Below are 24,145 nucleotides of genomic sequence, written 5' to 3' on the forward strand. Positions count from 1 at the left end.
GGCCTGCCGGCCCGCCGTTCCTTCAATCGCATGCCGGAGCCGAGATCCGAGGAGGCCTCGTGGCAGACAAAGTCAATGAGCAGGTTACCGACGCGCTGACGCAGACCAATGTCAACGTCGTCGCGGGATCCCCGGCCCAGGCGCTGGGCACGCTTTACCAGATGTTCAGCCAGGCCGTCGGCATCTCGGCGCAGAACATGACGCAGCAGCAGGCGGCGCTGAACCAGATTTCGAACGCCGTCGTGTCGAAGGCGGTGGCCATGATCCTGTCCGTCGAAGCGTCGCCGAAGGGGGCATCGGGCGGCGCGGCGCATGCCCCGACGGCCGGGCCGCAGACGGGTTCCACGCATTAGGACGAGCTGACTCTCGGGATACCTGAACCATGAACATGAAAGGCCTTTTGGGCGGACGCGGCGACGGCGCGCCGCAGACGCCGCGCGATGCCGCAGACGCCGCAGACGCCGCAGCCGAAGCAACGACACCGGCCGCTGTCGCGCCGCACACCGCGGCGCCGAAGGCCGGCGCGCGCGCGTGGCCGGTCAACCGGCTGCGCAGGCTCACCGATGCGCTGAAGGCACCGGACCAGATCGCGGGTGCGGCCGGGCCCGGCGGCTCGGCGCTGCAGACCGTGCAGGCGATCAACGCGGAAGCCGCGTCCTATGCGACGACGCAGATCGCCGTCGGCCCGAACATGATGATCACGCAGGCGGGCGGCCTGGTCGCGCAGGCGGCGGCCAACTACTTCGAGGCGTCGACGTCGCTGGCGATCGCGGGCAAGAGCGTGCTGATGAAGGATCTGGCGCAGAAGACCATCGACGAGAACGTGCCCGGGATGGCGATGGATGCGATGGGCCTGCTGTTGACGGACCTGTTCGTCGCGACCGCGGCGATCGTCGCGGGTGCCGCGGAGGCGATCGAAGGGGAGGCCGCGAGCATCGCGCTCGACAAGATCGACGAGAGCTTGCAGAAGTATCAGGCGCTGCTGGACAAGAAGGGCGCGTAGCGCGCGCCGGTGGCGCCGCGGCGCATCGCCGCTTCAGGTCCGGTGGCGGCGGACGTCCTTGAGGCAGCAAGACGAAGGCGTGCCGGCGGCGCACGACGATGCAGCCGCCGGCAGGGCGGACGACGTCGATGACGGCTCGGAGCGAAACGACCTGCATTGAATCGATGCACGCGCAATCGTTCGTACGGCGGCGGTGAGTGCGTCGACGACGAACGTCGCGGGCAATCATGCCCGTGAACGCAGGTCGTTTGACTTCCGCACGCGCAGCGACCAAGAATCAATCGACACGACCCGCCGGGCTATCAGGCCCGATGCGGGATGTGAGCGGCGGGACCGACGCACGTCCGTTTTCTCGAACGCGTCGCGGCCCTGCCAGTCACCAGCAGTCCCATCGAGTCATGCGAGGAACCCATGCCCTACATCATTCAGAACGTACAAGGTGACGCGCCGCTGGCAGTTGGCGAGCGCATCTGGGGAGATGCGACCGAAATCGATTTCGGCGCGATGACGAGCTGCATCGCGCTCGTCGAGCAGACGCCGGGCCAGCCGACGTTGGTGCGCGGGATCCATCTGTCGATTTTCGGCGACCTCGACACGCCGGTCTACGATCCGGCGGCGAACGTAGCCGGGCAGGTCGAGGCGATCATGCAACAGAACGGCGACCTGCGTGCGTGCCTCGGGCGCATCGACTTCTGGCAGGCCAGTCCGTCGCAACAGGTGCGGGATTTCTTCATCGGGCTGATGCAGAGCCTCGACATGACGACCTGGGTGCAGTTGCCGGACGGCAACCTGCGGGTGCGGATCAACGGCGGCGTGATCCAGTATCAGCAGGGCACCGGCGCGTGGACCGACGTGTAGCCGGCACGACCCGTTGAAGCCGGTGCCCGCCACGCGAGCGGGCGCCGGTGCAATGCCGGTAGATGGTTTCGAATATCCGCTCAATCGCATCGAAAAATCCATTCTTCGAAACTGAAGCGCATGTGTCGAACCGTTCTCGGCCACCGCTCCGCCAAGGCAATTCGAAGCGGCGCGCCGTCTTACGCAGCGCGCCAACCACGCCACGCCCAGCTTTTTGTTCGTCAACACCAACAAAAAACATCATTTCGCGCAAGCCTGAGCGTCAGCAGAATGTCTCCATTCCAACTCACGCGACAGCACGAGCGTCGCAGCGAGCCGCACTTCAGAAGGAGACAGCCGTGGCAGTCGAAACAACCTCAATCGATACGCTCGTCGTCGGCGCCGGGCAGGCCGGCGTGGCCATGAGCGAGCACCTGGGCAAGCTGGGCGTGCCCCATCTCGTGCTGGAGCGCAGCCGCATCGCCGAACGCTGGCGCACCGGGCGCTGGGATTCGCTGGTCGCGAACGGCCCCGCGTGGCACGACCGCTTCCCGGGGCTCGAATTCGACGGCCTCGATCCCGATGCGTTCGCATCGAAGGACCAGGTCGCGGACTACTTCGAAGCGTATGCGCGGAAATTCAACGCACCGATCCGCACGGGCGTCGACGTGAAGAACGTCGTGCGCAACACGGGCAAGCCGGGCTTCGTCGTCGAAACGTCCGACGGCACGATCGAGGCGAACCGCGTGGTCGTCGCGACCGGGCCGTTCCAGCGCCCGGTGATCCCGCCGATCGCGCCGGACGACGCGCGTCTCGTGCAGATCCATTCCGCCGACTATCGCAATCCGGGCCAGCTCCCGGAAGGTGCGGTGCTGATGGTCGGCGCGGGTTCGTCGGGCGTGCAGATCGCCGACGAGCTGCAGCGCGCGGGCCGGCAGGTCTACCTGTCGGTCGGGCCGCACGATCGCCCGCCACGCGCGTATCGCGGCCGCGACTTTTGCTGGTGGCTCGGCGTGCTCGGCGAATGGGACAAGGAAGTGGCCACGCCCGGCCGCGAACACGTGACGATCGCGGTGAGCGGTGCGCGCGGCGGCCATACGGTCGATTTCCGCGCGCTGGCGAACCAGGGCGTGACGCTCGTCGGGCTGACGAAGTCGTTCGACGGCGGCGTGGCCGTGTTCGAACGCGATCTCGCGATCAATCTGGCACGCGGCGACGAGAACTACCTGTCGCTGCTCGACGCAGCCGACGCGTATGCGGTGCGCAACGGTCTCGATCTGCCGGAAGAACCGGAAGCACGCCGCATCCTGCCGAACCCCGCCTGCGTCGCGCAGCCGATCCTCGCGCTCGACCTCGCCGGCGCCGGCGTCACGTCGATCGTCTGGGCGACCGGCTATGCGGTCGACTACAGCTGGCTGGACGTCGATGCGTTCGCGGAGAACGGCAAGCCGCAGCACCAGCGCGGCGTGTCGAAGGAGCCCGGCATCTATTTCCTCGGGCTGCCGTGGCTGTCGCGGCGCGGTTCCAGCTTCATCTGGGGCGTGTGGCACGACGCGAAGCACATCGCCGATCACATCGTGACGCAGCGCAAGTACCTCGCGTACCACGACGCATCGCAGCACCGCGCGGCCGCGCAATCGACGCAGGCCGACGCGCGCCCGCTCGCCGAAGCGACGAACTGACGAACCGACACGAACCCGCCGCGTCGCGTCCGCTTCCGGCGCGGCGGGTGTTTCCACCGACGATCGAAGGACCTCGATGAGCCAGCCTACCCATACGCGTATCCGCATGTTCAACACGAAGGATACCTACCCGAACCAGACGCTCGACAACGACCTGTGCCAGGCCGTGCGGGCCGGCAACACCGTCTACGTGCGCGGCCAGGTCGGCACCGATTTCGACGGCAACCTGATCGGCCTCGGCGACGTGCGCGCGCAGGCCGGGCAGGCGATGAAGAACGTCAGGCAGTTGCTGGAGGAAGCCGGCAGCGACATCACGCATATCGTGAAGACGACGACCTACCTGATCGACCCGCGTTATCGCGAACCGGTGTACCAGGAAGTCGGCAGGTGGCTGAAGGGCGTCTATCCGATCTCGACGGGGCTCGTCGTGTCCGCGCTCGGCCAGCCGCAATGGCTGATGGAGATCGACGTGATCGCGGTGATCCCGGACCACTGGCAGCCAAACCGCGCCCAGGAGGCGACATGACTTTCTCCATCGTCGGGCGCTGCCCGGAGACGGGCCAGCTCGGGATCGCGATCAGCTCGTCGAGCATCGCCGTCGGTGCACGCTGCCCGTGGGTGCGCGCGGGCGTGGGTGCCGTCTCGACGCAGAACATCACGCTGCCGGCGCTCGGCCCGCAGATCCTCGACCTGATCGAGCACGAACAGCTTGCGCCCGCCGCGGCGCTCGACCGTGCGCTCAGCGCGAACGGCTGGAGCCAGTACCGGCAGGTCACGGTGATCGACGGGCAGGGGCAGACGGCGTGCTTCACCGGCAAGGAAGCGCTCGGCACGCATCATGCGGTGCGCGGCGAGCAATGCGTGGCGGCCGGCAACCTGCTGGCCGCGCGGGCCGTGATCGACGCGATGGTCAGTGCATTCGAGCAGGTGCCCGGCCTGCTCGCCGATCGCCTGCTGGCCGCGATGCATGCGGCCATGGCGGCCGGCGGCGAGGCGGGGCCGGTTCATTCGGCCGCGCTGAAGGTGGCCGGCGACCTGACCTGGCCGGTGGTCGACCTGCGCGTCGACTGGGCCGATGCCGACCCGATCGGGCAGCTCGACGCGCTGTGGCGCGCGTATCGCCCGCAGATGCAGGATTACCAGACCCGCGCGCTGAACCCGACCGTCGCGCCGAGCTACGGAGTGCCGGGCGATGAGTGACACATCGAGCCGTGCGCTGCTCGAACGGCTGATCGGCTTCGCGACGGTCAGCCGCGATTCGAATCTTGAGATGATCGGCTTCATCCGCGACTATCTCGCGAACGTCGGCGTAGAGAGCGAACTGTTCTACAACGCGGAACGCACGAAGGCGAGCCTGTACGCGACGATCGGGCCGCGCGATCGCGGCGGCATCGCGCTGTCGGGCCATACGGACGTGGTGCCGGTGGACGGGCAGGCGTGGACGGTCGAGCCGTTCCGGCTGACCGAACGCGACGGCCGCCTGTACGGCCGCGGCACCGCCGACATGAAGGGCTTCATCGCTTCGGTGCTTGCGGCCGTGCCCAGGTTCGTCGCGCGTCCGCTGAACGTGCCCGTGCATCTGGCGTTCTCGTACGACGAGGAAGTCGGCTGTCTCGGCGTGCGGCCGATGCTTGCGGAACTGGCCGCGCGCGAGCACCGGCCGCGCCTGTGCCTGATCGGCGAGCCGACCGAACTGAAGCCGGTGCTGGGGCACAAGGGCAAGCTCGCGATGCGCTGCCATGTGAAGGGCGCCGCGTGCCACTCGGCGTACGCGCCGTCGGGCGTCAATGCGATCGACTACGCGGCGAAGCTGATCGGCCGGCTCGGCGAGATCGGCGCGTCGCTTGCACGGCCCGAACGGCATGACAGCCGCTTCGATCCGCCGTTCTCGACCGTGCAGACGGGGGTGATCAAGGGCGGCCGCGCGCTGAACATCGTGCCGGCGGAATGCGAGTTCGATTTCGAGGTGCGCGCGCTGCCGGATTTCGATGCGCACGACGTGCCGAGGAAGCTGCAGGACTATGCGGAATCCGAATTGTTGCCGAGGATGCGCGCGGTGCAACCCGATACCGACATCCAACTGGAGCCGCTGGGCGCGTACCCGGGGCTCGCGACTGCGCCCGACAGCGAGGCCGCGCGCCTGCTCGCGATGCTGAGCGGGTCCGATGCGTTCGGCACGGTCGCATTCGGCACCGAGGGCGGGCTGTTCGGGCAGGCCGGCATTCCGACCGTGGTGTGCGGGCCCGGCAGCATGGACCAGGGGCACAAGCCCGACGAGTTCGTCACGCTCGACCAGCTGCACGGATGCGACGCGATGCTGGGCCGTCTCGTCGCGCATCTTTCCGCGGCCGCCTGAACGGGCTGCCGGCACGCATGCGCCCGTCCTGCGGCGCGTGCGTTTTCTTCAGTGTTCAGTGTTATCGCGCCGATTCCGCGACGATCTGCGCGAGCCGCTCGCGACAGAAATCGACGAACGACTGCGCCTGCTTGGTGAGCTGCCCGCGTTTCAGGCGCGCGCTTACGAGCCCGGACGGGCTCACCGTTTCGCTGAGGCCGATCGTCACGACGCGCTGGCCGTCGTACGTGTATTCGGAATGCGGGCGCGTGACGAGCAGCGAGAACCCGAATCCCTGGCCGACCATCCCGCGCACCATCTCGATCGACGGCGAGCCGAACACGATGTTCGGCGTCAGCCCGAGCTCATGAAACAGGCTGACGAAATACGTGCGGCTCGGCTGCACGTCGAGCAGGATCATCGGCTCGACGCAGAGGTCGCGCAGCGACACGTTCGGCTGGCCCGCGAACCGGTGGTTCTGCGGCAGCAGCACGTACGGCTGTTGCGGCGGCATCAGCGGCTCGGTTTCGATCGTGCCGTCGAGATCGTGGTCGTACATGAGCGCGAGATCGAAGGTGCCGGCCGTCAGGCCCTGCACGAGTTCCTGCTGGTCGCCGTCGCGCAGCCGGATGTTGACGCCCGGGTAGCGCTCGCGAAATCCGGCAATGAGCTGCGGAAGATAGAGCGGCGCGACCGTCTCGAAGCAGCCGATGTCGATCTGCCCGGTGATCACGTCGTTGTCGGCGAGCGCGTTCTGTTCGAATTCGTGCGCGATGCGCAGCAGCTCCTGTGCTTTCCGGTAGAAGCGCGTGCCGCTCGGCGTCAGCGACACGCCCTGCGCGTGATGACGGATGAACAGCTTCACGCCGAAGCTTTCCTCGAGCCCCTTGATCGCGCTGGAGATCGACGGCTGCGCGATGAAAAGCTGGCGCGACGCCTCGGCGACGCTGCCGGATTCGACCGTCGTCACGAAATACTTCAGTTGCCGCAAAGTGTAGTGAGCCACAAGCACCTCTGATGCCCGGCCCCCGGCGTGCCGCCGCGGGCGCAATCTGTCCATGGTTTCGCGTAGCACCTTACCTGAAGAAGCCGGAGGCCGAAATTTCCGCTGAAGAGCTTTTTCGTATGTCCCGGAAATATTTTTAGTATTTCTCCGTCGCGGTATCCGTGGCGCACCATCGTCTCCAATCTGGATCGCGACGAGGCCGCGGCTGCGCCGGCGGGACATGTCATCCGTCCCCGCCTGCCGCGCATTCCCCGCTTCGGTCGACACCGCCGCGCATGCACGCGGTGCGTCGTCGCTCGCGTATCCGGATCCGATTGCAGGCGCGCACCCCATCGCGCGCCGGTTGAAACGGCAAGCGCGCATCGCCGCGCAGGACAGGAGACTTCGCCATGACGAACGTGGACCGCAACGCGTCCCCGATGATAGAGAAGCACACGATCGGCTATGTGCCGCCCACGGATCGCCACGGCAAGGTGCGCGACCTGTTCACGCTCTGGTTCGGCGGCAACATCGCGCCGTTGCCGATCGTGACGGGTGCGCTCGGCGTGCAGATGTTCCACCTGAACCTGATGTGGGGCATCGTCGCGATCGTCGTCGGCCAGGCCGTCGGCGGCGTGCTGATGGCGCTGCATTCCGCTCAGGGGCCGCAGATGGGCATCCCGCAGATGATCCAGAGCCGCGCGCAGTTCGGCTCGTGGGGCGCGCTGCTCGTCACCGTGATCGCGGCCGTGATGTACGTCGGCTTCTTCGCGTCGAACATCGTGCTTGCCGGCAAGTCGGTGCACGGCATCGCGTCGTCGGTGCCGGTACCCGTCGGCATCGTGATCGGCGCGGTGGGATCGGGGCTGATCGGCATCGTCGGCTACCGCTTCATCCACATCCTGAACCGCATCGGTACATGGGTGCTCGGTATCGGGATCATGGTCGGCTTCTGGATGATCCTCACGCATGTGACGACCGACGATTTCCTGACGCGCGGCGGCTTCGACTTCGCGGGCTGGCTCGCGACGGTGTCGCTGTCGGCGTTGTGGCAGATCGCGTTCGCGCCGTACGTGTCGGACTATTCGCGCTATCTGCCGGAGGATGTCGGCGTCGCGTCGACGTTCTGGGCGACCTACCTCGGCTGCACGATCGGCTCGACGCTCGCGTTCATCTTCGGCGCGGTCGCGGTGCTTGCGGTGCCGGCCGGCGCGGACACGATGGATGCGGTCAAGCAGGCGACCGGCCCGCTCGGCCCGCTGATGCTCGTGCTGTTCCTGCTGAGCGTGATCAGCCACAACGCGCTGAACCTGTACGGCGCGGTGCTCGCGGTGATCACGTCGGTGCAGACGTTCGCGTACAAGTGGATTCCGACTGCGAAGACGCGCGCGGTGGTGTCGGTCGTGATCTTCGTTGCGTGCTGCTACGCGGCGATCGGCGCGTCGACCAACTTCGTCGGCAACCTCGTCGATCTCGTGCTCGCGCTGCTGGTCGTGCTGGTGCCGTGGACGGCGATCAACCTGATCGACTTCTACGTGATCCACAAGGGCAAGTACGACATCAAGTCGATCTTCATGGTGGACGGCGGGATCTACGGCCGTTTCAATCCGCAGGCGCTGCTCGCGTATGCGATCGGCATCCTCGTGCAGATTCCGTTCATGAACACGCCGATGTATGCGGGCCCGATTCCCGCGCATCTCGGCGGCGCGGACTTGTCGTGGGTGGTCGGGCTGGTGCTGACGTCGCCGCTGTACTACTGGCTCGCGAAGCGCGACAGCGCGTATCGGCGCCGGCAGGGCGGTGCGCATCTGCCGCCGACGGCGGCGCGGTAAGCGGGGCGCTTGTCGACGCGACCAAAGAGTGCGGCCGCCGCATCGGTTGCGATGCGGCAGCCCGGGGCCGCGTTGCGGCAGGAAGAGGGCAGGCTCGCGGCCGGCGACGCGCCGCGAGCCTGCCCGCGCATCAGACGACCGCCGAGCGCTCGACGCGCACCGGCACCGACTTGTACGACGGCGTGCCGCTTTCCTTGTCGATGTAGTCGAGCGGCACGAGCACGTTCGCTTCCGGATAGTACGCACCGACCGAACCCGGTGCGATGTCGTACTCGATCGCGGTGATCTTCTCGAGACGCAGCGTGCGGCCCGACGCGGTGATCGTCTCGATGTCGACGAGGTCGCCGTGTTCGAGCCCGTACTTCGCGAGATCCGCCGGGTTCATGAACAGCACGTCGCGCCGCCCGAACACGCCGCGATAGCGGTCGTCGAGCCCGTAGATCGTCGTGTTGTACTGGTCGTGGCTGCGCAGCGTGATCAGCCGCAGCACCTGCTCGCCGCCGAGCACTTCCGCGTCTTCCGCGACGCCCTTGTACACCGAGAACATCGCCTTGCCGGTCGCCGTGGGCCACACGCGCTCGGTGGGCGGCAGCGGCAGCCGGAAGCCGCCCGGCGTGCGGATGCGCTCGTTGAATGCCTCGAAGCCGGACACCGTGCGGTCGATCAGGTCGCGGATGCGGTCGTAGTCGGCGATCAGGTCGAGCCATGCGACCTTGCTGTTCGGCAACGTCGCATGCGCGATCCCCGCGACGATCGCGGGCTCCGAGCGCAACTGGTCGGACGCGGGCTTGAGCTTGCCGGCCGACGCGTGGACCATCGACATCGAATCCTCGACGGTGATCGATTGCCGGCCGCTCGCCTGCATGTCGAGCTCGGTGCGGCCGAGCACCGGCAGGATGAAGGTTTCCTTCCCGACCAGCAGGTGCGAGCGGTTCAGCTTCGTGCCGAGATGCACGCTCAGGTCGAGCTTCGCCATCGCCGGGAACGACAGATCGGGATCGGGCAGCGCGACCGCGAAGTTGCCGCCGAGGCACAGCAGCGCCTTCGCGCTGCCGTCGATCATCGCCTGCATCGCCTGCACGGCGTCGTGCCCGTGATGCGCGGGCGGCGTGAACCCGCACACGTCCTCGAGCTTCTTCAGGAACTCGGCCGACGGCTTCTCGGTGATGCCGACCGTGCGGTTGCCCTGCACGTTCGAATGGCCGCGCAGCGGGCAGACGCCGGCGCCGGGCTTGCCGATGTTGCCGCGCATCAGCAGCAGGTCGGCGATCAGGCGCACGGTCGCCGTGCCCTTGTTGTGCTGCGTGACGCCCATCCCGTACGTGATGATCGTCGCATTCGACTTCGCGTACGCGAGCGCGACCTGTTCGAGCTGCGCCTGGCTGAGCCCGCCCGCGCGTTCGATGTCGTTCCACGACGTGGCCTGCAGGTCGGTCGAGAACGCGTCGAAACCATTGGTGTGCTGCGCGATGAAGTCGCGGTCGAGCACGTCGCCGCGCTCGGCTTCGAGCTGCAGCAGCGCCTTCATGATGCCCTTCAGCGCGGCCGCGTCGCCGCCCGCGTCGACCTGGTAGTACGTGGACGCGATCCGCGTCGAGCCGAACGACGCCATCTCGATCATGTCCTGCGGATCCGCGAAGCGTTCGAGCGCGCGCTCGCGCAGCGGATTGAACACGATGATCGGCACGTTGCGCCGCGAGCATTCATGCAGCGTGCCCATCATCCGCGGGTGGTTCGTGCCGGGGTTGTGGCCGATCGAGATGATCAGCTCGCAGTGGTCGAAATCCTCCAGCGATACGGTGCCCTTGCCGATGCCGATCGACTGCGGCAGGCCGACGCTGGTCGGCTCGTGACACATGTTCGAGCAGTCGGGGAAGTTGTTGGTGCCGAGCTCGCGCGCGAACAACTGGTACAGGTACGCGGCTTCGTTCGACGCGCGGCCCGACGTATAGAACTCGACCTGCTCGGGCGGCAGCGCACGCAGCACTTCGCCGATGCGCGCGAACGCGTCGTCCCATTCGATCGCGCGGAACGTGTCGGTCGCGCGATCGTAGACGAGCGGATGCGTGAGCCGGCCCATGTTCTCCAGTTCGTAGTCCGACATGCGCAGCAGCGACGACACGGTGTTCGCCGCGAAGAACTCGGGCGTCACGCGCTTGGTCGTCGCTTCCCAGGTAACGGCCTTCGCGCCGTTCTCGCAGAACTGGAACGTCGACTTGTGTTCCTTGTCGGGCCAGGCGCAGCCGGGGCAGTCGAAGCCGTCGGGCTGGTTGGTCCGCATCAGCACGATCGGCGCCTCGATGGTTTCCATCTGCGTGCGCACGGCCTCGGCTGTCGCGCGAAGCGCGCCCCAACCGCCGGCGGGCCCATCGTACTTCCTGATGCCTGGCACTTCGCGTCGATTTGTCATGTGAATCTCCATGAGCCGGGCCCGGTGCGGGCGGCTCGGGTTGCGCCGCGTCGCGGCGTGGTGCGGCTCCGTCCGTCGGACGGAGCCGGTCATGCGTGCCCCGGGCTGCAGGGCAGGCGGGGTTTCAGTGCGCGTCCTTCTTCGCGCCGGACGACTTCCTGGCCGGGGCCTTTGCGGTGGGCGGCGGCACGTCGGCGGGCGCATCGCCGGCCTTCGCATCGCCGGCTGCCTTGCCGTTCCCCTTCGCCTTACCGTCGGCGTCCTGCTTCGTGTCCTTCGCATCCTTCGCTTCAGGCGCGGCGAGCTTGTTGAACTTCACTTCGTCGCTGTCCTTGTCGTAGTCGACCTCGACACGGTCGCCCGATTTCAGCCGGTCGGCGAGGATCTCCTTCGCGAGCCGGGTCTCGATGGTCTGGCGGATCTGGCGCTTCAGCTCGCGCGCGCCGAACTCGGGCTGGTAGCCGGCTTCGGTCAGGTGGTCGACGAGCGCATCGCCCATCACGAGCGTGATGTCTTGTGCCGCGGCCGTGCGCACCACACGGTCGAGCTGGATCTGCACGATCGCGCGGATGTTCTCCTTCGACAGCGCGTGGAAGACGATCACCTCGTCGATCCGGTTCAGGAACTCGGGGCGGAAATGGCCCTTCAGCACCTGCATCAGTTCGTCGCGGATCGCCTTGTCGGTCTTGCGCGCGGCTTCCGGCTGCGTCAGGTTGTCCATGATGATCGCGGCGCCGAGGTTGCTCGTCGCGATGATGATCGTGTTGCTGAAGTCGACCACGCGGCCCTTGCCGTCGGTCAGGCGGCCGTCGTCGAACACCTGCAGCAGCACGTTGTAGACGTCCGGGTGCGCCTTCTCGATCTCGTCGAGCAGGATCACGCTGTACGGGCGGCGCCGCACGCGCTCGGTCAGCTGGCCGCCTTCGTCGTAGCCGACATAGCCGGGCGGCGCGCCGATCAGCCGCGCGACCGCATGCCGTTCCATGTACTCGGACATGTCGATGCGGATGATCGCCTGCTCGTCGCCGAACACGGTCTCGGCCAGCGCCTTCGCGAGCTCGGTCTTGCCGACGCCCGTCGGCCCGAGGAACAGGAACGTCGCGATCGGCCGGTGCGTCTGGCCGAGCCCCGCGCGCGACAGCCGCACGGCATCGCTGACGGCCACCACCGCGTCGCTCTGGCCGACCACGCGCTCGCGCAACTGCTCCTCCATCTTCAGCAGCTTCTGGCGCTCTTCCTGCGTGAGTTCGGACACCGGGATGCCGGTCAGGCGCGACACGACCTCGGCCACCGCTTCGACGGTCACCTCGAGCGTTTCGGAGCCGGTCTTGCGCTGCCACGCCTCCATCTTTTCATCGACCGTCTTCTGCTTCGCGTTGATCTGCTCCTCGAACTGCTTCGCCTCGTCGAAGCGTTTGCGCGACGTCGCGTAGTCCTGCTCGCGCTTCAGTTGCGCGATCTGCGCTTCGCCTTCCTGGATGTCGACCGGGCGCGACGTTGCGCCGATCCGCACGCGCGCGGCGGCCTGGTCGATCAGGTCGATCGCCTTGTCGGGCAGGAAGCGCGAGGTGATGTAGCGATCGGCGAACTCGGCGGCCGCGACGAACGCGTCGTCGGCGAACGTCACCTGGTGGTGCGCCTCGAGGCTGTCGCGCAACCCGCGCAGGATCACGATCGTCTGCTCGACGCTCGGCTCCGGCACGAACACCGGCTGGAAGCGCCGTTCGAGCGCGGCGTCCTTCTCGATGTACTTCTGGTATTCGTTGAGCGTCGTCGCGCCGATCAGGCTCAGCTCGCCGCGCGCGAGCGCGGGCTTCAGCACGTTCGCGATGTCGAGGCCGCCTTCGCCGCCGCCCTGGCCCGCGCCGACGATCGTGTGCAGCTCGTCGATGAACAGGATCAGTTCGTCCTGTTTCGCGGTCACTTCGTCGATCAACTGCTTCGCGCGCTCCTCGAATTCGCCGCGATACTTGGCTCCCGCCACCATCGAGTTGATGTTGACTTCGACGAGCCGCTTGCCGCGCAGCACCTCGGGCACGTCGCCGTTGACGATCCGCTGCGCGAGCCCTTCGACGATCGCGGTCTTGCCGACGCCCGGCTCGCCGATCAGCACCGGGTTGTTCTTCTTGCGGCGCGCGAGCACCTCGATCGTGCTTTCGATTTCCTGTGCGCGGCCGAGTACCGGGTCGAGCTTGCCCTGGCGCGCGATCGCGGTGAGGTCGCGGCCGAACTTGTCGAGGTTCGGCGTGCCGGTCGGTGCATCGACGCGGCCGTCCTCGGCGCCCTTGCCGACCACCTTCACGACCTTCTGGCGCAGCGCCTCGGGCGTCACGCCGTATTTCTTCAGCAGCGTGCCGGCGATGCTGTCCGGCACCGACGCGAGCCCGATCAGCAGGTGCTCGGGGCCGATATACGAGTGGCCGAGATCGCGCGACGCCTGGAACGCGTATTGCACGGCCTTCTTCACGCGCGGCGAGATCGACAGCTTGTCGAGCGGCGCGTCGGGGGCGGCCGTGCCGGTGTGCGCGTGTTCGTCGATATACGACTTGATGTCCTGCGGCGACAGCTTCAGTTCCTTCAGCAGCGCGGCGCACACATCGGTGTCCGCGAGCGCGTAGAGCAGGTGTTCGGTGTCGAGCTCGCTGCGGCGCAGTTCGTGCGCCTTCTCGGCCGCGCGCTGCAGCAGTTCGAGCGTCTGTTCGCTGAACGCGTCGGTCGGGTCGACCGATTCGCGTGGCACCTCGGCGGAGAGCGGCGATTCGTCGCCGAGCTCGCCGAACAGCGACGACGAGCCGCCGCCGCCCAGCAGCGAATCGAACGGGTTCAGCATGCTTTGATGCCGCATCAGCTGACGGAAGTGGTAATCGCAGATCGAGATCGTCTTGCGCTCGCCGTCCTGCATCACGGTTGCGCGCGCGACGGCCGGCCGGGCGTGGCAGATATCGCAAAGTGCGGGCATGGTGGTCTGGCTCCTGTCGGTGAAGGTGGGTCGAAGGGTGAAGTCCCGATGCGGTGCGGCGCTCGTGCGTCCCGACCGCGAACACGCGACGCGCGGCGCGGCGGTGCGCGTGCTGCGCCCACGCTGTCGCGCAGCGCGCGCCGGCGTGGCGTGCGGTCGCGGTCGGGGCGGGGAGCGCGAGTGCTGCGAGGAGCCCACGGCATCGCTTCGACTGCGTTCAAAATAGCGAATCGGCGGGAGCGATCCAAGACACAGTTCCATGCCGGACCGGCTGCGAATTGCACCCTCACATGCGCGCACGCACGGGGGGCAAGGAGTACAGACGGGCGCGCAGGCGGCGGCACGGGCGTGCGCGGCATGCGCAGCGTGCGGTGGCCGGAAGCGAGGAGGAACGGAACGCGAGCGGATCGCGGTGCGGCATCGGCGCGCAGGGCGCCGGTTGCCGGCAAACGGATGGCGATGCGGGTGGACAGGCGCGGCGGACGTGCCGCGGCGTGAGCGCGCGCGAACCGGTCATGGCCGGCCGCGCGCGCACCGCAGCCGATGCGTGCGTGGCGGCCGAAGGAGAAGTCGGGTTGCACGGTACGGGCCGGACCTGGCGCCAACCGTGGCGAACCGCGATCAGTCGGACAGTTTCATCGCAAGCCGCTGTCGCGCGATCTGCTTCACGTCGGCAGACAGTGCCGCATTCGGCAGACCATTGGCCCAGACGGAGAACGAATCCTCGATCAGGTTGCGCGTGTCGGGCGGCAACTCGGCCAGCATCAGCGACACGACGGTAAACAGCACGGCGGTATCGCCGGCCTCGCTTCCCGCGTTCGCATCGACGGTCTTCTTCAGGCTGTCGACCGACGCTTGCAGTGACTGCAGTGCATCATTCGTATCGCTCATGACATCCTCCATGCAAGATGGGCTCGATCGGCGACGAACATGCGGCCGGCGCGCGCGACGCCCGGGCGGGCATCGCGTGCAGGCAACCGGGATCAGGCCGCCGTGTTGGCCTGCGGCGCCACGGCCACCGATGCTTCGCTCGTCAGCATCAGGAACGTGAACGTTTCGCGCAGGTACAGGCGGACGGCCTTGTCGGTATGGCTCGTGTAGCCGATCGATACGTCTTCCCCGAGGTGCAGCTCGTAATCGCCGCCGCGCATCGACAGCACGCAGCCGCCGCTGAGCGCCGGCGCCCAGATGATCTCGCCGCTGACGATCCGCTTGATGTGGCCGAGGACCGGATAACCCTGGTCGCGCGCCTCGCTGAGCGCGGTATACGCGTCCGAGCCGAGCACCACCGAGTACGGGCCGTCGACGCCGGCGAGCCGCAGCGCTTCAAGCGCGTCGCTGATCGCATCCGGGTACGCGCCGACGTCCGCCGGCAGCGTGAGCCTGCGGTTCGACGTGCCTTCGCGGATCCCGAAGATGCCGGCGGCCGGGTAGCCGTCGAAAATCGCGTTGTCCTCGGCGAATGCGAGCCGCTGCGCGGCTTCCTTGGCCGGTTGCCAGTCGGCGTCGCGCGCGCCGCGCTCCACGCTGTCGATCGCATCGCGGCTCAGCTCGAACGGCACCGTCAGCTCGACGATCGTGCGGACTTCGCGCAGCCGCGCGTTCACGTGCTCGCGCGGCGCGGTGACCTCCACCAGATGCCCGGTGCCGACGGCCGACAGCTCGGGGCCCTCGGGGCCGTCGACGTCGACGACGCGGCGGCCGGCCACCGATCGTTTGAAGGTGCGCGCCACTTCCTCCTCGATTTGTTCCCAGGCGGACGACGAGATCGGGGCGAGTTCGCGGTGCAGGTTATTCATAGGCTTGGGTTCCTTTCAGCGAGCCGATTTTCAGCGAGCCGTCGCGATGCGGCGCGGACGACGAGGATTCCGGTTGCGCGGCGTCGGCGGCGGGCGCCGCGCGATCGGCGAGCGCTTCGAGCAGGTCGGCCGACGGCACGAAGAACAGCGAGCCGGTGACCGCACGGCTGTAGTCGAGCAGGCGGTCGTAGTTGCCGGGCGGGCGGCCGACGAACATGTTCTCGAGCATCTGCTCGATCGGCGCCGGCGAACGCGCATAGCCGATGAAATAGGTGCCGAATTCGCCGGCGCCCGGGCGCCCGAACGGCATGTTGTCGCGCAGGATCTTCACTTCCTGGCCGTTCTCGTCGAGCGTGGTCAGCGAGCTGTGCGACGACGACGGCTTCACGTCCGGCGCGAGCTCGATGTCGGACAGCTTGGTGCGGCCGATGATGCGCTCCTGCGTCTCGACCGCGAGCGCGTTCCAGCCGGCCATGTCGTGCAGGTACTTCTGCACGATCACGTAGCTGCCGCCCGCGAATGCCGCGTCTTCAGCGCCGATCACCGTGAAGTCGACCGCCTCGCGGCCTTCCGGGTTCTCGGTGCCGTCGACGAAGCCGATCATTGCGCGCTGGTCGAAATTGCGGAAGCCGTGCACCTCGTCGACGACCGTGACGGCGTCGCCGAGCGCGCCGAGCAGTTGCGTCGCGAGTTCGAAGCACAAATCCATCGCTTCGGCGCGGATATGCAGCAGGATGTCGCCGGGCGTCGCGACCGCGACGCGCTGCCCGGCGCCGAATTCGCGGAACGGATGCAGCGACGCGGGGCGCGGATCGCCGAACAGCGTATCCCACGCGTCGGCGCCGAAGCCGCACACGCATGTCAGGTTGCCGCCCGGCACGCGTTTGCCGACCGAGCGCACGAGCGCGGCGATGTCGCCGCACCATGAACGGATCGTGTCGGCGTGCTCGGCGCCGGGATTGATCGTCGCCACGAGGAAGATCGCGCTGCGCGTAATCGTGCTGTGAACGGCCTGGGAGAGTGGGGGAGGTGTCTGCATCGCGGCCTGCCGGTCAGTCATGTCGGGACGGACGAACCGCGGCTGCCGCGGCGCGCGAAGGCGAACGGTTGAACTGTGTCATGCGACTGTTCTCTTTGTGACATGCGGATGAAGGACGTTGCGCGGGCATCGCGCAACGGGCCGCAGCGGCGGCGGCCGGCCGCCCGGCGCGTGACCTGCGCGCAACGCGTAACGTCGTCGAGCATGCAATCTAGCAGCTTCGGCGGGCCTTTGGAACACGTATCGCCAATCTGTCATTCGAATGCGTCAAACGGGGCCGGATTTTGTGCAGTGCCCGCGCAGCTGTACTCCTGGCGTGCGCGGCGCTGTGCTCTTGAGCGTGCGTGCCGCGTGCAGTAGATTAGGTCCCGCTGCGCCGTTGACGAGGAGCGTCACCATGAACCTGCTGGAAGCGATGCGTGTTTATGTCGCGGTGGTCGAGCATGGCGGCCTGTCCGGCGCCGCTCACGCATCTTCACACCGACTGTCACCTTGAATACGTCTATCGTTTCCTGTTCGCCGTCCGAGCGCATCCGTCGCCGTTTCGGTTATTTCCTTCACGCGGCCGAACTGGCCGGGCTGATCGTGATCGGGCTCGCGACCGCGTTCGCGATGACGCAGGAAGCGTGGAAGGTCGTGCTCGCGGGCGAGGTGTCGCTGACCGACCTGCTGCTGATGTTCCTGTATCTGGAAGTGCTCGCGATGAACGTGCGCTACCTGCGGCTCGGTCGGCTGCCGGTGCGGTTTCCCCTGTTCATCGCGATGACGTCGCTCGCGCGCGACCTGATCCTGCGCGGCGCGACCGACAGCCCCGAGCGGATGCTGATGACGACGTTCGGGATCGTGCTGCTCGCGGTAGGCGTGCTGATCCTGAGTTTCGGTCAGCATCGATTTCCGGCCGATGTCGACGATGTCGAGGAGGATGCGCATACGCGCAGGTGATGGGCCAACGGCATGCCACCCACATATGCCACGTCGCTACAGGAGGGTGCAGGATGAGCACGCATTCCGTCGAAACGAAGCAGGCGATCGAATTGCAGCACGCGTCGTCGGATGCCTACCGGCTGGCGCGCGACGTGCGTGACGCCGATACGGCGCGCATACGTTCGCCGTCCGTCGTCGCGATGCAGCAGGCGGCTGCGCACGCGTATGTCGATGCGGCCCGCGCACGTGTCGCGGCGACAGGCATCTGAACCGAATACCGGGTTGCCGGCGCACCGCGCGTGCCCGGCCCCGAACCGGCGCGCCGCGCGCGGTGCGGCGGTCGCGCATGTCCATCTACACGGGAGAGGTGTCGAATGACCAAGCAGCTGATCGTCGCCGTGTTCGGCAGCGTCGACACGGCCCATCAGGCCGTGAACGATTTCGAGGCGCTGTCGGAGAAGAATGAAGGATTCCACATCGAGAACGGCGTCGTCGTCGAAAAGGATGCGGCCGGCAAGCTCGCGGTGCTCGCCGCCGAATCGCGGCCGTTCAAGGGCGGCGTGATTGGCGCGATCGCGGGCGGCCTGCTCGGGATCCTCGCCGGGCCGCTCGGCGTGGTCACCGGCATGGCGGCCGGCGCGGGCGCCGGCATCCTCGCGGACGCGGCCGGCAACGCGCTGCTCGACGGCACGTTCGTCGAGGCGGTGGCCGCACGGCTCGCGCCCGGCAGCGTCGCTGTCATCGTCGAGGCGAAGGAGGCCACGCCGTTCTCGGTCGACAACGTCGTGACGGGATTCGGCGGCAAGGTCTTCCGTCAGGCGCTCGACTGAGCGCGCCATTTTCGAACCGCTTCGGGAGAACCGCATGCGCATCGATCAATCGTACCGGCGCTTCGACATCGCGGCGACGCTGTCGCCGCTGCCCGGCAACCGCGCGATCGCGACCGTCGACGTGACGACCGCCGATCCGGGCCGCATCGCCGATCTCGGCACCGGCTATTTCCTGCAGATCCGCAAGTGGGTCGAGTCGAACGACGTCGAGCAGCTGACGGTGGTGTTCGACGAGTGCAAGGTCGCGGTCGACCACTACGCGGACAACGTCGACGACGCTTGAGCCCACGCGGGCCCGCGCATCGCCGGGCCATCCAGGCGCTGTGTCGTCGCCGGCTGACGGCAATCGGAAAACCACAATACCGCGCGATCGCGCGGTGCCGCGCCGTGGCGTTTGAATCTGTTCACCATGCCAACCGGATTTGGCGTTTCACCACCAAACTGTCACTTACATTCGTCGAAATGACGCAGTAGGATGCCGATCCTTGTCTTGATGGGATCCGCATTGCTACTCGCCTTCAATTTCGGTAACGGACCAGGCTCGAACCGGGACGCCCACGGCCGGCCACGGCTATCCGGCTTCGTGCCTCGGCGCGGCCGGGACGCGCACGCGTCGCAGGTCGGTTCACCGCCGGCGGGGCGAGGCGGATGAAGCTCTACGAGAAATTTGCAAACGACATAGAGAGACTCATCCGGCAACGCGTGTATCGACACGGCGATCGTGTCCCGTCGGTGCGGCAGGCCAGCCAGCAGCACCGGATCAGCATCACGACCGTGCTGCATGCGTACCTGCTGCTCGAAAGCCGCGGGCTGCTGGAAAGCCGACCGCAGTCGGGTTATTTCGTGAACCTGCGCCGCGACGACAGTCATGCGCCGGTGCGCGAGTTGCGGCCGTCGAAGCCGATCGCGATCTCGTCGTCGGTCGACGTGAGCCGGCTCGTGCTGTCGACGTTGCGCTCGATCGGCACCGACGACGCGGTGCCGCTCGGCTCGCCGTACCCGGACCCGAGCCTGTTCCCGTTCGAGAAGCTGAACCGCTACGCGTATGCGGCCGGCCGCGACAAGTCGCTGTCGGGCGTGACGGACGGGCTGCCGCCCGGCCATCCGCGGCTGATCCGGCAGATCGCGCGCCGCTACCTGGAAAACGGGATGTCGGTGGACCCGAACGAGATCATCGTGACGGTCGGCGCGACGGAGGCGATCAACCTGTGCCTGCAGGCGGTCGCGAAGCCGGGCGACACGATCGCGGTGGAATCGCCGACGTTCTACGCGATGCTGCACGCGATCGAGCGGATGGGGATGAAGGCGATCGAGGTCGCGACGCATCCGGAATACGGGATCGATATCGCCGCATTGGCCGCGATTGCAAAGTCGCAGTCGATCGCAGCATGCATGGTGATGCCGAACTTCCAGAACCCGCTCGGCTTTCAGATGCCCGACGAGCGCAAGCGCGAACTGGTTGAGTTCGCAACGAAGGCCGATATGCCGATCATCGAGAACGGCGTGTACAACGAACTGTATTTCGGCAACATGCATCCGAGCACGCTGAAGTCGTTCGACCGCAACGACATCGTGCTGCATTGCTCGTCGTTCTCGAAGAGCCTGACGGCCGCGTACCGGATTGGCTGGGCATTGCCGGGCCGCTATCGCGAACAGGTCGAGAAGCTGAAATTCCTGAACACGCTCGCGACGCCGTCGTTGCCGCAGCTCGCGATCGCGGAGTTTCTCGAGCGGGACGGCTACGAGCATCACCTGCGGCGGGTTCGCAAGGCGTATGCGCAGCAGGCGAACCTGATGCGCGCGATGGTGTCGCGGTTCTTTCCGGAGGGCACGCGCATCTCGAGCCCGGCCGGCGGGTACGTGCTGTGGGTCGAACTGCCCGCGCAGGTCGACGCGATGCGGCTGTACCAGCTCGCGCTGGAGCAGGGGATCACGATCGGGCCCGGCTACATGTTCTCGATCGCGGACAGCTACCGGAACTTCATCCGGCTGAACTACAGCAGCCCGTGGTCGCCGGAGATCGAGCAGGCGGTCGTCGCCGTCGGCAAGCTCGCCGCGTCCTGTATCGGCTGACCGCGCATCGTGTTACGTCAGGTCAGACGGTACGATTGCGCGCCCGTTCCCGCGAGCGTGCCGCCGTCGACGATCAGGTATTCATTCCGGATCGGTCTTCCGTCGAACCAGCATTGCAGGATTTCCAGCGTGCCGGCCGCATAACGCGCCTGCGCGGACAGCGACGTGCCCGAGATGTGCGGCGTCATCCCGTTGAACGGCATCGTCCGCCACGGATGGTCAGCCGGCGCCGGTTGCGGAAACCATACGTCGCCGCCATAGCCGGCAAGGTGCCCTGACGTGACGGCGCGCACGACTGCGTCGCGGTCGACCAGTTTCGCGCGCGCGGTGTTGATCAGGTACGCGCCGCGTTTCATCCGCGCGATCATCGCCGCGTCGAACAGGTGTTCGGTCGACGGGTACAGCGGAATCTGCAGGTTGACGATATCGACGGCGCCCGCGAGCGACGCCGCATCGGCGTGATACGTGAGCGCGAGTTCCTGCTCGATCGCGGCGGCGAGCCGGTGCCGCTGCGTGTAGTGCAGATGCAGGCCGAACGGCTTCAGCCGGCGCAGCACCGCGAGGCCGATGCGCCCCGCGCCGACCGTGCCGAAATGCATGTCTTCGACGTCGTAGCTGCGCGACACGCAATCGGCGATGTTCCAGCCGCCTTGCTGCGCGATCGCATGCGACGGCAGGTAGTTGCGCACCAGCGCGAGCGTCGTCATCACCACGTGTTCGGCCACGCTGATGCTGTTCGAGCCGGTGACTTCGGCGACGGTGATGTGCGCGCGCGCCGCGGCGTCGAGATCGACGTGATCGGAACCGATGCCGGCCGTCAGTGCAAGCTTCAGCTTTGGCGCGCGGGCGATCCGGTCGGCCGTCAGGTACGCGGGCCAGAACGGCTGCGAAATCACCACGTCCGCTTCGGGCAGCCGGCGCTCGAATTCGGAGTCGGGGCCGTCCTTGTCGCTCGTCACGATCAGCGTGTGACCGTGCGCTTCGAGGTAGCCGCGCAACCCGAGCGCGCCGGATACCGAGCCGACGAGTTCGCCGGGCCGGAAGCCGAGGGGGCCTGCCGGCGTCGGCGCGGTTTGTCCGTCCGCGTAGTGCGTGATGACCGGAATCGCGTCGCGCACGTAGCGCGGCGGATAGCCGTCGACGGGATCGGGGTAGAGCACGCACAGGACGGTGGCCATCGGGAGCGCTCCTCGTGACGGAATGAGGACGGAATGAGGGCAGGCGCGGCACGCGGATCGCGCGGGCCGCGTGGAAGTCCGGGCACGCGGCGGCCGCGTGTTGCGCCGCAACGTTGATGACGTTCTACGCCGGTCAAGGATCGCGTACAAGCTACAGTCGGTGTTTGCGTGCGCTGCGGGGCGTCTGTACCTGTTCTTTTCATGAAGGACGCCGATAATGGGATCGTTACCTGACTCTGCGGGAGCGATGTCATGTCCGGAAGCGACGCCTCGTCTTCACGCCCCGATCTCGCGCAAGGCATCGCGCTCGACGATCTCGCCGACGGCGCGATGATCGAGGGCCATGTCGGCGACGCAGCGGTGCTGCTCGTGCGCCGCGCCGACGAACTGTTTGCCGTGGGCGCACAATGCCCGCACTACGGCGCGCCGCTGGCCGACGGCCTGCTGGTCGGCGACACGCTCCGCTGCCCGTGGCACCACGCGGCGTTCTGCCTGCGCACCGGCACGCTGCTGCGCGCGCCGGCGCTCGACGGGCTGCCGTGCTGGCGCGCCGAGCGCCGCGACGGTCGCGCCGTCGTGCTCGATGCACGGCCGGCCGCCGTGCCGCCCGCGCTGCAGGCGGCCGGGTTGCCCGCATCGGTGGTGATCGTCGGCGGCGGCGCCGCTGCGATCGCGGCTGCCGTGACGCTGCGGCAGGAAGGCTATCCGCATCCCGTCACGTTGCTGAGCGCCGACCGCGATCCGCCGTACGACCGGCCGAATTTGTCGAAGGACTATCTCGCGGGCACGGCCGACGCCGACTGGCTGCCGCTGCGCGCGCCGTCGTTCTACACCGACCAGCGCATCGACGTGCGGTGCGGCACGCGGGTCGCACGGCTCGATCCCGCGCAGCATGCGGTCGAGCTGGCCGACGGCAGCCGCGTCGGATACGGCGCGCTGCTGCTGGCGACGGGCGCCGAACCGAACCGGCTGACCGTGCCCGGTGCCGACCTGCCGCACGTGTGCGTGCTCCGCTCGCGCGCCGACAGCGATGCGCTGATCGACAAGCTGAAAACGGCGCGCCGTTGCGTCGTGATCGGCGCGAGCTTCATCGGGCTCGAAGTGGCCGCCGCGTTGCGCACGCGCGGGCTCGACGTGCAGGTCGTCGAGCCCGATGCGCAACCGATGGCGCGCGTGCTCGGCGAAGCGCTCGGCGACACGATCAAGGCGCTGCACGAAGCGCACGGCGTCGTGTTCCATCTCGGCGCGACGCCCGCACAGATCACGCCGGACAGCGTAACGCTGTCGACCGGCGACGTGCTGCCGGCCGATGTCGTGGTGGTTGGCATCGGCGTCCGTCCGAACGTCGCGCTCGCGCAGGACGCCGGTCTGGCCGTCGAGCGCGGCGTGACGGTCGACCGCTTCCTGCAGACAAGTGCGCCCGACATCTACGCGGCCGGCGACATCGCGCGCTGGCCCGATCCGCTGACGGGCGAGCGCATTCGCGTCGAGCACTGGGTCGTCGCCGAGCGGCAGGGCATCGTCGCGGCGCGCAACATGCTCGGGCAGCAGCGGCCGTTCGACGCGGTGCCGTTCTTCTGGAGCCAGCATTACGACATGACGGTCAACTATGTCGGGCATGCGGAGCGATGGGATCGCGTCGAGATCGACGGCGACCTCGGCGCGCACGACTGCTCGATCGCGTACTGGCGCGGCGACACGCGGCTGGCGGTCGCGACGGTCGGCCGCGATCTCGACAGCCTGAAGGCGGAAGCAGCATTCGAGGGGCAGATTGCCGCCGCGTGACAGCGGCCCGGCTACATGATTCGAACCAGGAGGAGCAATGAATCCCGAAGTTCGCGCACGTTTCGAAACCGAATTCGCGCCGCGCATCGCCGCGCGCCTGCTCGGCCTGTACCGGCCCGGCGAAGTGAAGGTCGATGTCGTGCCGCAGGTCGGGCAGGGCAGCCCGACCTGCGTCGACGTGATCGGCCTCACGTCGACCGTCGGCTTGCCGAACCGGCTGAATGCGCGGCTCGCGTGGCGCGACGATGCAATCGACGATCTGCTGGCCGAGCCCGACCGCGGCCGCTTCGATCGTTATCTCGCGGCGCTGCCCGTCACGATCGAACGATGGCAGATGGAATTGCCGGTCGACTTCGGCACGCGGACCCAGCGCGACCGCGAGATCCTGATCGGCGATCTGGATTTCGATGCGTGATCGCGTCGTGCGATGCACGCGCGACGGACGGACGAGTGATTGGCTGCTGGCGCGATGCC

22 protein-coding genes are annotated in these 24,145 nt (G+C 67.6%); 15 read left to right on the plus strand and 7 right to left on the minus strand.

Annotated features, from left to right (window positions below):
- Positions 1-59 precede the first annotated feature (59 nt).
- The 7 genes from JYG32_RS34110 (at position 60) to argE (ending at position 5,878) form a co-directional block, all read left to right on the plus strand.
- The gene (locus JYG32_RS34110; RefSeq protein ID WP_174380816.1) at positions 60-353 is read left to right on the plus strand and encodes a RebB family R body protein; all 294 of its coding nucleotides are present in this window, start codon (positions 60-62) and stop codon (positions 351-353) included.
- 29 nt (positions 354-382) lie between these two features.
- Complete coding sequence (locus tag JYG32_RS34115; RefSeq protein WP_213268041.1) at positions 383-1,003, plus strand: hypothetical protein; 621 nt, start codon at positions 383-385, stop codon at positions 1,001-1,003.
- Positions 1,004-1,414: 411 nt separating this feature from the next.
- Positions 1,415-1,861, plus strand: a complete 447-nt coding sequence (locus JYG32_RS34120) for a hypothetical protein (protein ID WP_174380814.1) — start codon at positions 1,415-1,417, stop codon at positions 1,859-1,861.
- Positions 1,862-2,199: 338 nt separating this feature from the next.
- On the plus strand, positions 2,200-3,522 hold the full coding sequence (locus JYG32_RS34125; protein WP_213268042.1) for a flavin-containing monooxygenase: 1,323 nt from the start codon (positions 2,200-2,202) through the stop codon (positions 3,520-3,522).
- 76 nt (positions 3,523-3,598) lie between these two features.
- On the plus strand, positions 3,599-4,048 hold the full coding sequence (locus JYG32_RS34130; RefSeq protein WP_213268043.1) for a RidA family protein: 450 nt from the start codon (positions 3,599-3,601) through the stop codon (positions 4,046-4,048).
- Positions 4,045-4,722 (plus strand): DUF1028 domain-containing protein, encoded by a 678-nt coding sequence (locus JYG32_RS34135; protein ID WP_213268044.1) that lies wholly within the window; start codon positions 4,045-4,047, stop codon positions 4,720-4,722. The genes JYG32_RS34130 and JYG32_RS34135 overlap by 4 nt, the downstream gene beginning before the upstream one ends.
- On the plus strand, positions 4,715-5,878 hold the full coding sequence (argE, locus tag JYG32_RS34140; RefSeq protein ID WP_213268045.1) for an acetylornithine deacetylase: 1,164 nt from the start codon (positions 4,715-4,717) through the stop codon (positions 5,876-5,878). Before JYG32_RS34135 ends, argE begins: the two co-directional genes overlap by 8 nt.
- Positions 5,879-5,939: 61 nt before the next feature.
- On the opposite strand, the gene JYG32_RS34145 is transcribed toward argE, so the two are convergent.
- On the minus strand, positions 5,940-6,863 hold the full coding sequence (locus tag JYG32_RS34145; protein ID WP_174380809.1) for a LysR substrate-binding domain-containing protein: 924 nt from the start codon (positions 6,861-6,863) through the stop codon (positions 5,940-5,942).
- 389 nt (positions 6,864-7,252) lie between these two features.
- On the opposite strand from JYG32_RS34145, the gene JYG32_RS34150 reads away from it, so the two are divergent.
- Positions 7,253-8,674: a purine-cytosine permease family protein gene (locus tag JYG32_RS34150; RefSeq protein ID WP_213268046.1), complete on the plus strand. Its 1,422-nt coding sequence runs from the start codon at positions 7,253-7,255 to the stop codon at positions 8,672-8,674.
- Positions 8,675-8,804: 130 nt separating this feature from the next.
- Here the strand turns inward: JYG32_RS34150 and JYG32_RS34155 are convergent, their stop codons facing one another.
- The 5 genes from JYG32_RS34155 to JYG32_RS34175 form a co-directional block, all read right to left on the minus strand.
- On the minus strand, positions 8,805-11,084 hold the full coding sequence (locus JYG32_RS34155) for an FdhF/YdeP family oxidoreductase (RefSeq protein WP_213268047.1): 2,280 nt from the start codon (positions 11,082-11,084) through the stop codon (positions 8,805-8,807).
- A 124-nt stretch (positions 11,085-11,208) separates the two neighbouring features.
- Positions 11,209-14,043: an ATP-dependent Clp protease ATP-binding subunit gene (locus JYG32_RS34160; RefSeq protein WP_213268048.1), complete on the minus strand. Its 2,835-nt coding sequence runs from the start codon at positions 14,041-14,043 to the stop codon at positions 11,209-11,211.
- 621 nt (positions 14,044-14,664) lie between these two features.
- Positions 14,665-14,934 carry a hypothetical protein gene (locus JYG32_RS34165; RefSeq protein ID WP_213268049.1) on the minus strand — a complete coding sequence of 90 codons (270 nt, stop codon included), beginning with the start codon at positions 14,932-14,934 and terminating at the stop codon, positions 14,665-14,667.
- A 92-nt stretch (positions 14,935-15,026) separates the two neighbouring features.
- Entirely contained in the window at positions 15,027-15,842 is an 816-nt protein-coding gene (locus JYG32_RS34170) for a family 1 encapsulin nanocompartment shell protein (RefSeq protein WP_174380804.1), read from the minus strand.
- Entirely contained in the window at positions 15,835-16,902 is a 1,068-nt protein-coding gene (locus JYG32_RS34175; protein WP_213268050.1) for a Dyp-type peroxidase, read from the minus strand. Before JYG32_RS34175 ends, JYG32_RS34170 begins: the two co-directional genes overlap by 8 nt.
- 471 nt (positions 16,903-17,373) lie before the next feature.
- Here JYG32_RS34175 and JYG32_RS34185 point away from each other — a divergent pair, with 471 nt between their 5' ends.
- The 5 genes from JYG32_RS34185 (at position 17,374) to JYG32_RS34205 (ending at position 20,708) form a co-directional block, all read left to right on the plus strand.
- Positions 17,374-17,823, plus strand: coding sequence for a phosphate-starvation-inducible protein PsiE (locus tag JYG32_RS34185; RefSeq protein WP_174380802.1), 450 nt, complete (start codon positions 17,374-17,376; stop codon positions 17,821-17,823).
- Positions 17,824-17,876: 53 nt separating this feature from the next.
- Entirely contained in the window at positions 17,877-18,074 is a 198-nt protein-coding gene (locus JYG32_RS34190) for a hypothetical protein (RefSeq protein ID WP_174380801.1), read from the plus strand.
- Between the two features lie 105 nt (positions 18,075-18,179).
- Positions 18,180-18,635: a DUF1269 domain-containing protein gene (locus JYG32_RS34195; RefSeq protein ID WP_213268051.1), complete on the plus strand. Its 456-nt coding sequence runs from the start codon at positions 18,180-18,182 to the stop codon at positions 18,633-18,635.
- 34 nt (positions 18,636-18,669) lie between these two features.
- Positions 18,670-18,918 (plus strand): hypothetical protein, encoded by a 249-nt coding sequence (locus JYG32_RS34200; protein ID WP_213268052.1) that lies wholly within the window; start codon positions 18,670-18,672, stop codon positions 18,916-18,918.
- A 365-nt stretch (positions 18,919-19,283) separates the two neighbouring features.
- On the plus strand, positions 19,284-20,708 hold the full coding sequence (locus JYG32_RS34205) for a PLP-dependent aminotransferase family protein (RefSeq protein WP_213268053.1): 1,425 nt from the start codon (positions 19,284-19,286) through the stop codon (positions 20,706-20,708).
- Between the two features lie 17 nt (positions 20,709-20,725).
- On the opposite strand, the gene JYG32_RS34210 is transcribed toward JYG32_RS34205, so the two are convergent.
- The gene (locus JYG32_RS34210) at positions 20,726-21,886 is read right to left on the minus strand and encodes an NAD-dependent formate dehydrogenase (RefSeq protein ID WP_213268054.1); all 1,161 of its coding nucleotides are present in this window, start codon (positions 21,884-21,886) and stop codon (positions 20,726-20,728) included.
- Positions 21,887-22,138: 252 nt separating this feature from the next.
- On the opposite strand from JYG32_RS34210, the gene JYG32_RS34215 reads away from it, so the two are divergent.
- Both JYG32_RS34215 and JYG32_RS34220 read left to right on the plus strand, forming a co-directional pair.
- Positions 22,139-23,671: an FAD-dependent oxidoreductase gene (locus JYG32_RS34215; protein WP_213268055.1), complete on the plus strand. Its 1,533-nt coding sequence runs from the start codon at positions 22,139-22,141 to the stop codon at positions 23,669-23,671.
- Positions 23,672-23,708: 37 nt separating this feature from the next.
- Positions 23,709-24,086, plus strand: coding sequence for a DUF5594 family protein (locus tag JYG32_RS34220; RefSeq protein WP_213268056.1), 378 nt, complete (start codon positions 23,709-23,711; stop codon positions 24,084-24,086).
- Positions 24,087-24,145 lie beyond the last annotated feature (59 nt).

The sequence above is a fragment of the Burkholderia pyrrocinia genome (assembly GCF_018417535.1).
GTDB classification, from domain to species: domain Bacteria; phylum Pseudomonadota; class Gammaproteobacteria; order Burkholderiales; family Burkholderiaceae; genus Burkholderia; species Burkholderia pyrrocinia_E.

Bases quoted from the DNA above. Each gene is read 5' to 3' on its own strand.
- JYG32_RS34115 (WP_213268041.1), top strand. From the start codon at position 383: ATGAACATGAAAGGCCTTTTGGGCGGACGCGGCGACGGCGCGCCGCAG.
- JYG32_RS34120 (WP_174380814.1), top strand. From the start codon at position 1,415: ATGCCCTACATCATTCAGAACGTACAAGGTGACGCGCCGCTGGCAGTT.
- JYG32_RS34135 (WP_213268044.1), top strand. From the start codon at position 4,045: ATGACTTTCTCCATCGTCGGGCGCTGCCCGGAGACGGGCCAGCTCGGG.
- JYG32_RS34205 (WP_213268053.1), top strand. From the start codon at position 19,284: ATGAAGCTCTACGAGAAATTTGCAAACGACATAGAGAGACTCATCCGG.
- JYG32_RS34190 (WP_174380801.1), top strand. From the start codon at position 17,877: ATGAGCACGCATTCCGTCGAAACGAAGCAGGCGATCGAATTGCAGCAC.
- JYG32_RS34215 (WP_213268055.1), top strand. From the start codon at position 22,139: ATGTCCGGAAGCGACGCCTCGTCTTCACGCCCCGATCTCGCGCAAGGC.
- JYG32_RS34175 (WP_213268050.1), bottom strand. From the start codon at position 16,902: ATGACTGACCGGCAGGCCGCGATGCAGACACCTCCCCCACTCTCCCAG.
- JYG32_RS34165 (WP_213268049.1), bottom strand. From the start codon at position 14,934: ATGAGCGATACGAATGATGCACTGCAGTCACTGCAAGCGTCGGTCGAC.
- JYG32_RS34220 (WP_213268056.1), top strand. From the start codon at position 23,709: ATGAATCCCGAAGTTCGCGCACGTTTCGAAACCGAATTCGCGCCGCGC.
- JYG32_RS34200 (WP_213268052.1), top strand. From the start codon at position 18,670: ATGCGCATCGATCAATCGTACCGGCGCTTCGACATCGCGGCGACGCTG.
- JYG32_RS34130 (WP_213268043.1), top strand. From the start codon at position 3,599: ATGAGCCAGCCTACCCATACGCGTATCCGCATGTTCAACACGAAGGAT.
- JYG32_RS34195 (WP_213268051.1), top strand. From the start codon at position 18,180: ATGACCAAGCAGCTGATCGTCGCCGTGTTCGGCAGCGTCGACACGGCC.
- JYG32_RS34170 (WP_174380804.1), bottom strand. From the start codon at position 15,842: ATGAATAACCTGCACCGCGAACTCGCCCCGATCTCGTCGTCCGCCTGG.
- JYG32_RS34155 (WP_213268047.1), bottom strand. From the start codon at position 11,084: ATGACAAATCGACGCGAAGTGCCAGGCATCAGGAAGTACGATGGGCCC.
- argE (WP_213268045.1), top strand. From the start codon at position 4,715: ATGAGTGACACATCGAGCCGTGCGCTGCTCGAACGGCTGATCGGCTTC.
- JYG32_RS34150 (WP_213268046.1), top strand. From the start codon at position 7,253: ATGACGAACGTGGACCGCAACGCGTCCCCGATGATAGAGAAGCACACG.
- JYG32_RS34210 (WP_213268054.1), bottom strand. From the start codon at position 21,886: ATGGCCACCGTCCTGTGCGTGCTCTACCCCGATCCCGTCGACGGCTAT.
- JYG32_RS34160 (WP_213268048.1), bottom strand. From the start codon at position 14,043: ATGCCCGCACTTTGCGATATCTGCCACGCCCGGCCGGCCGTCGCGCGC.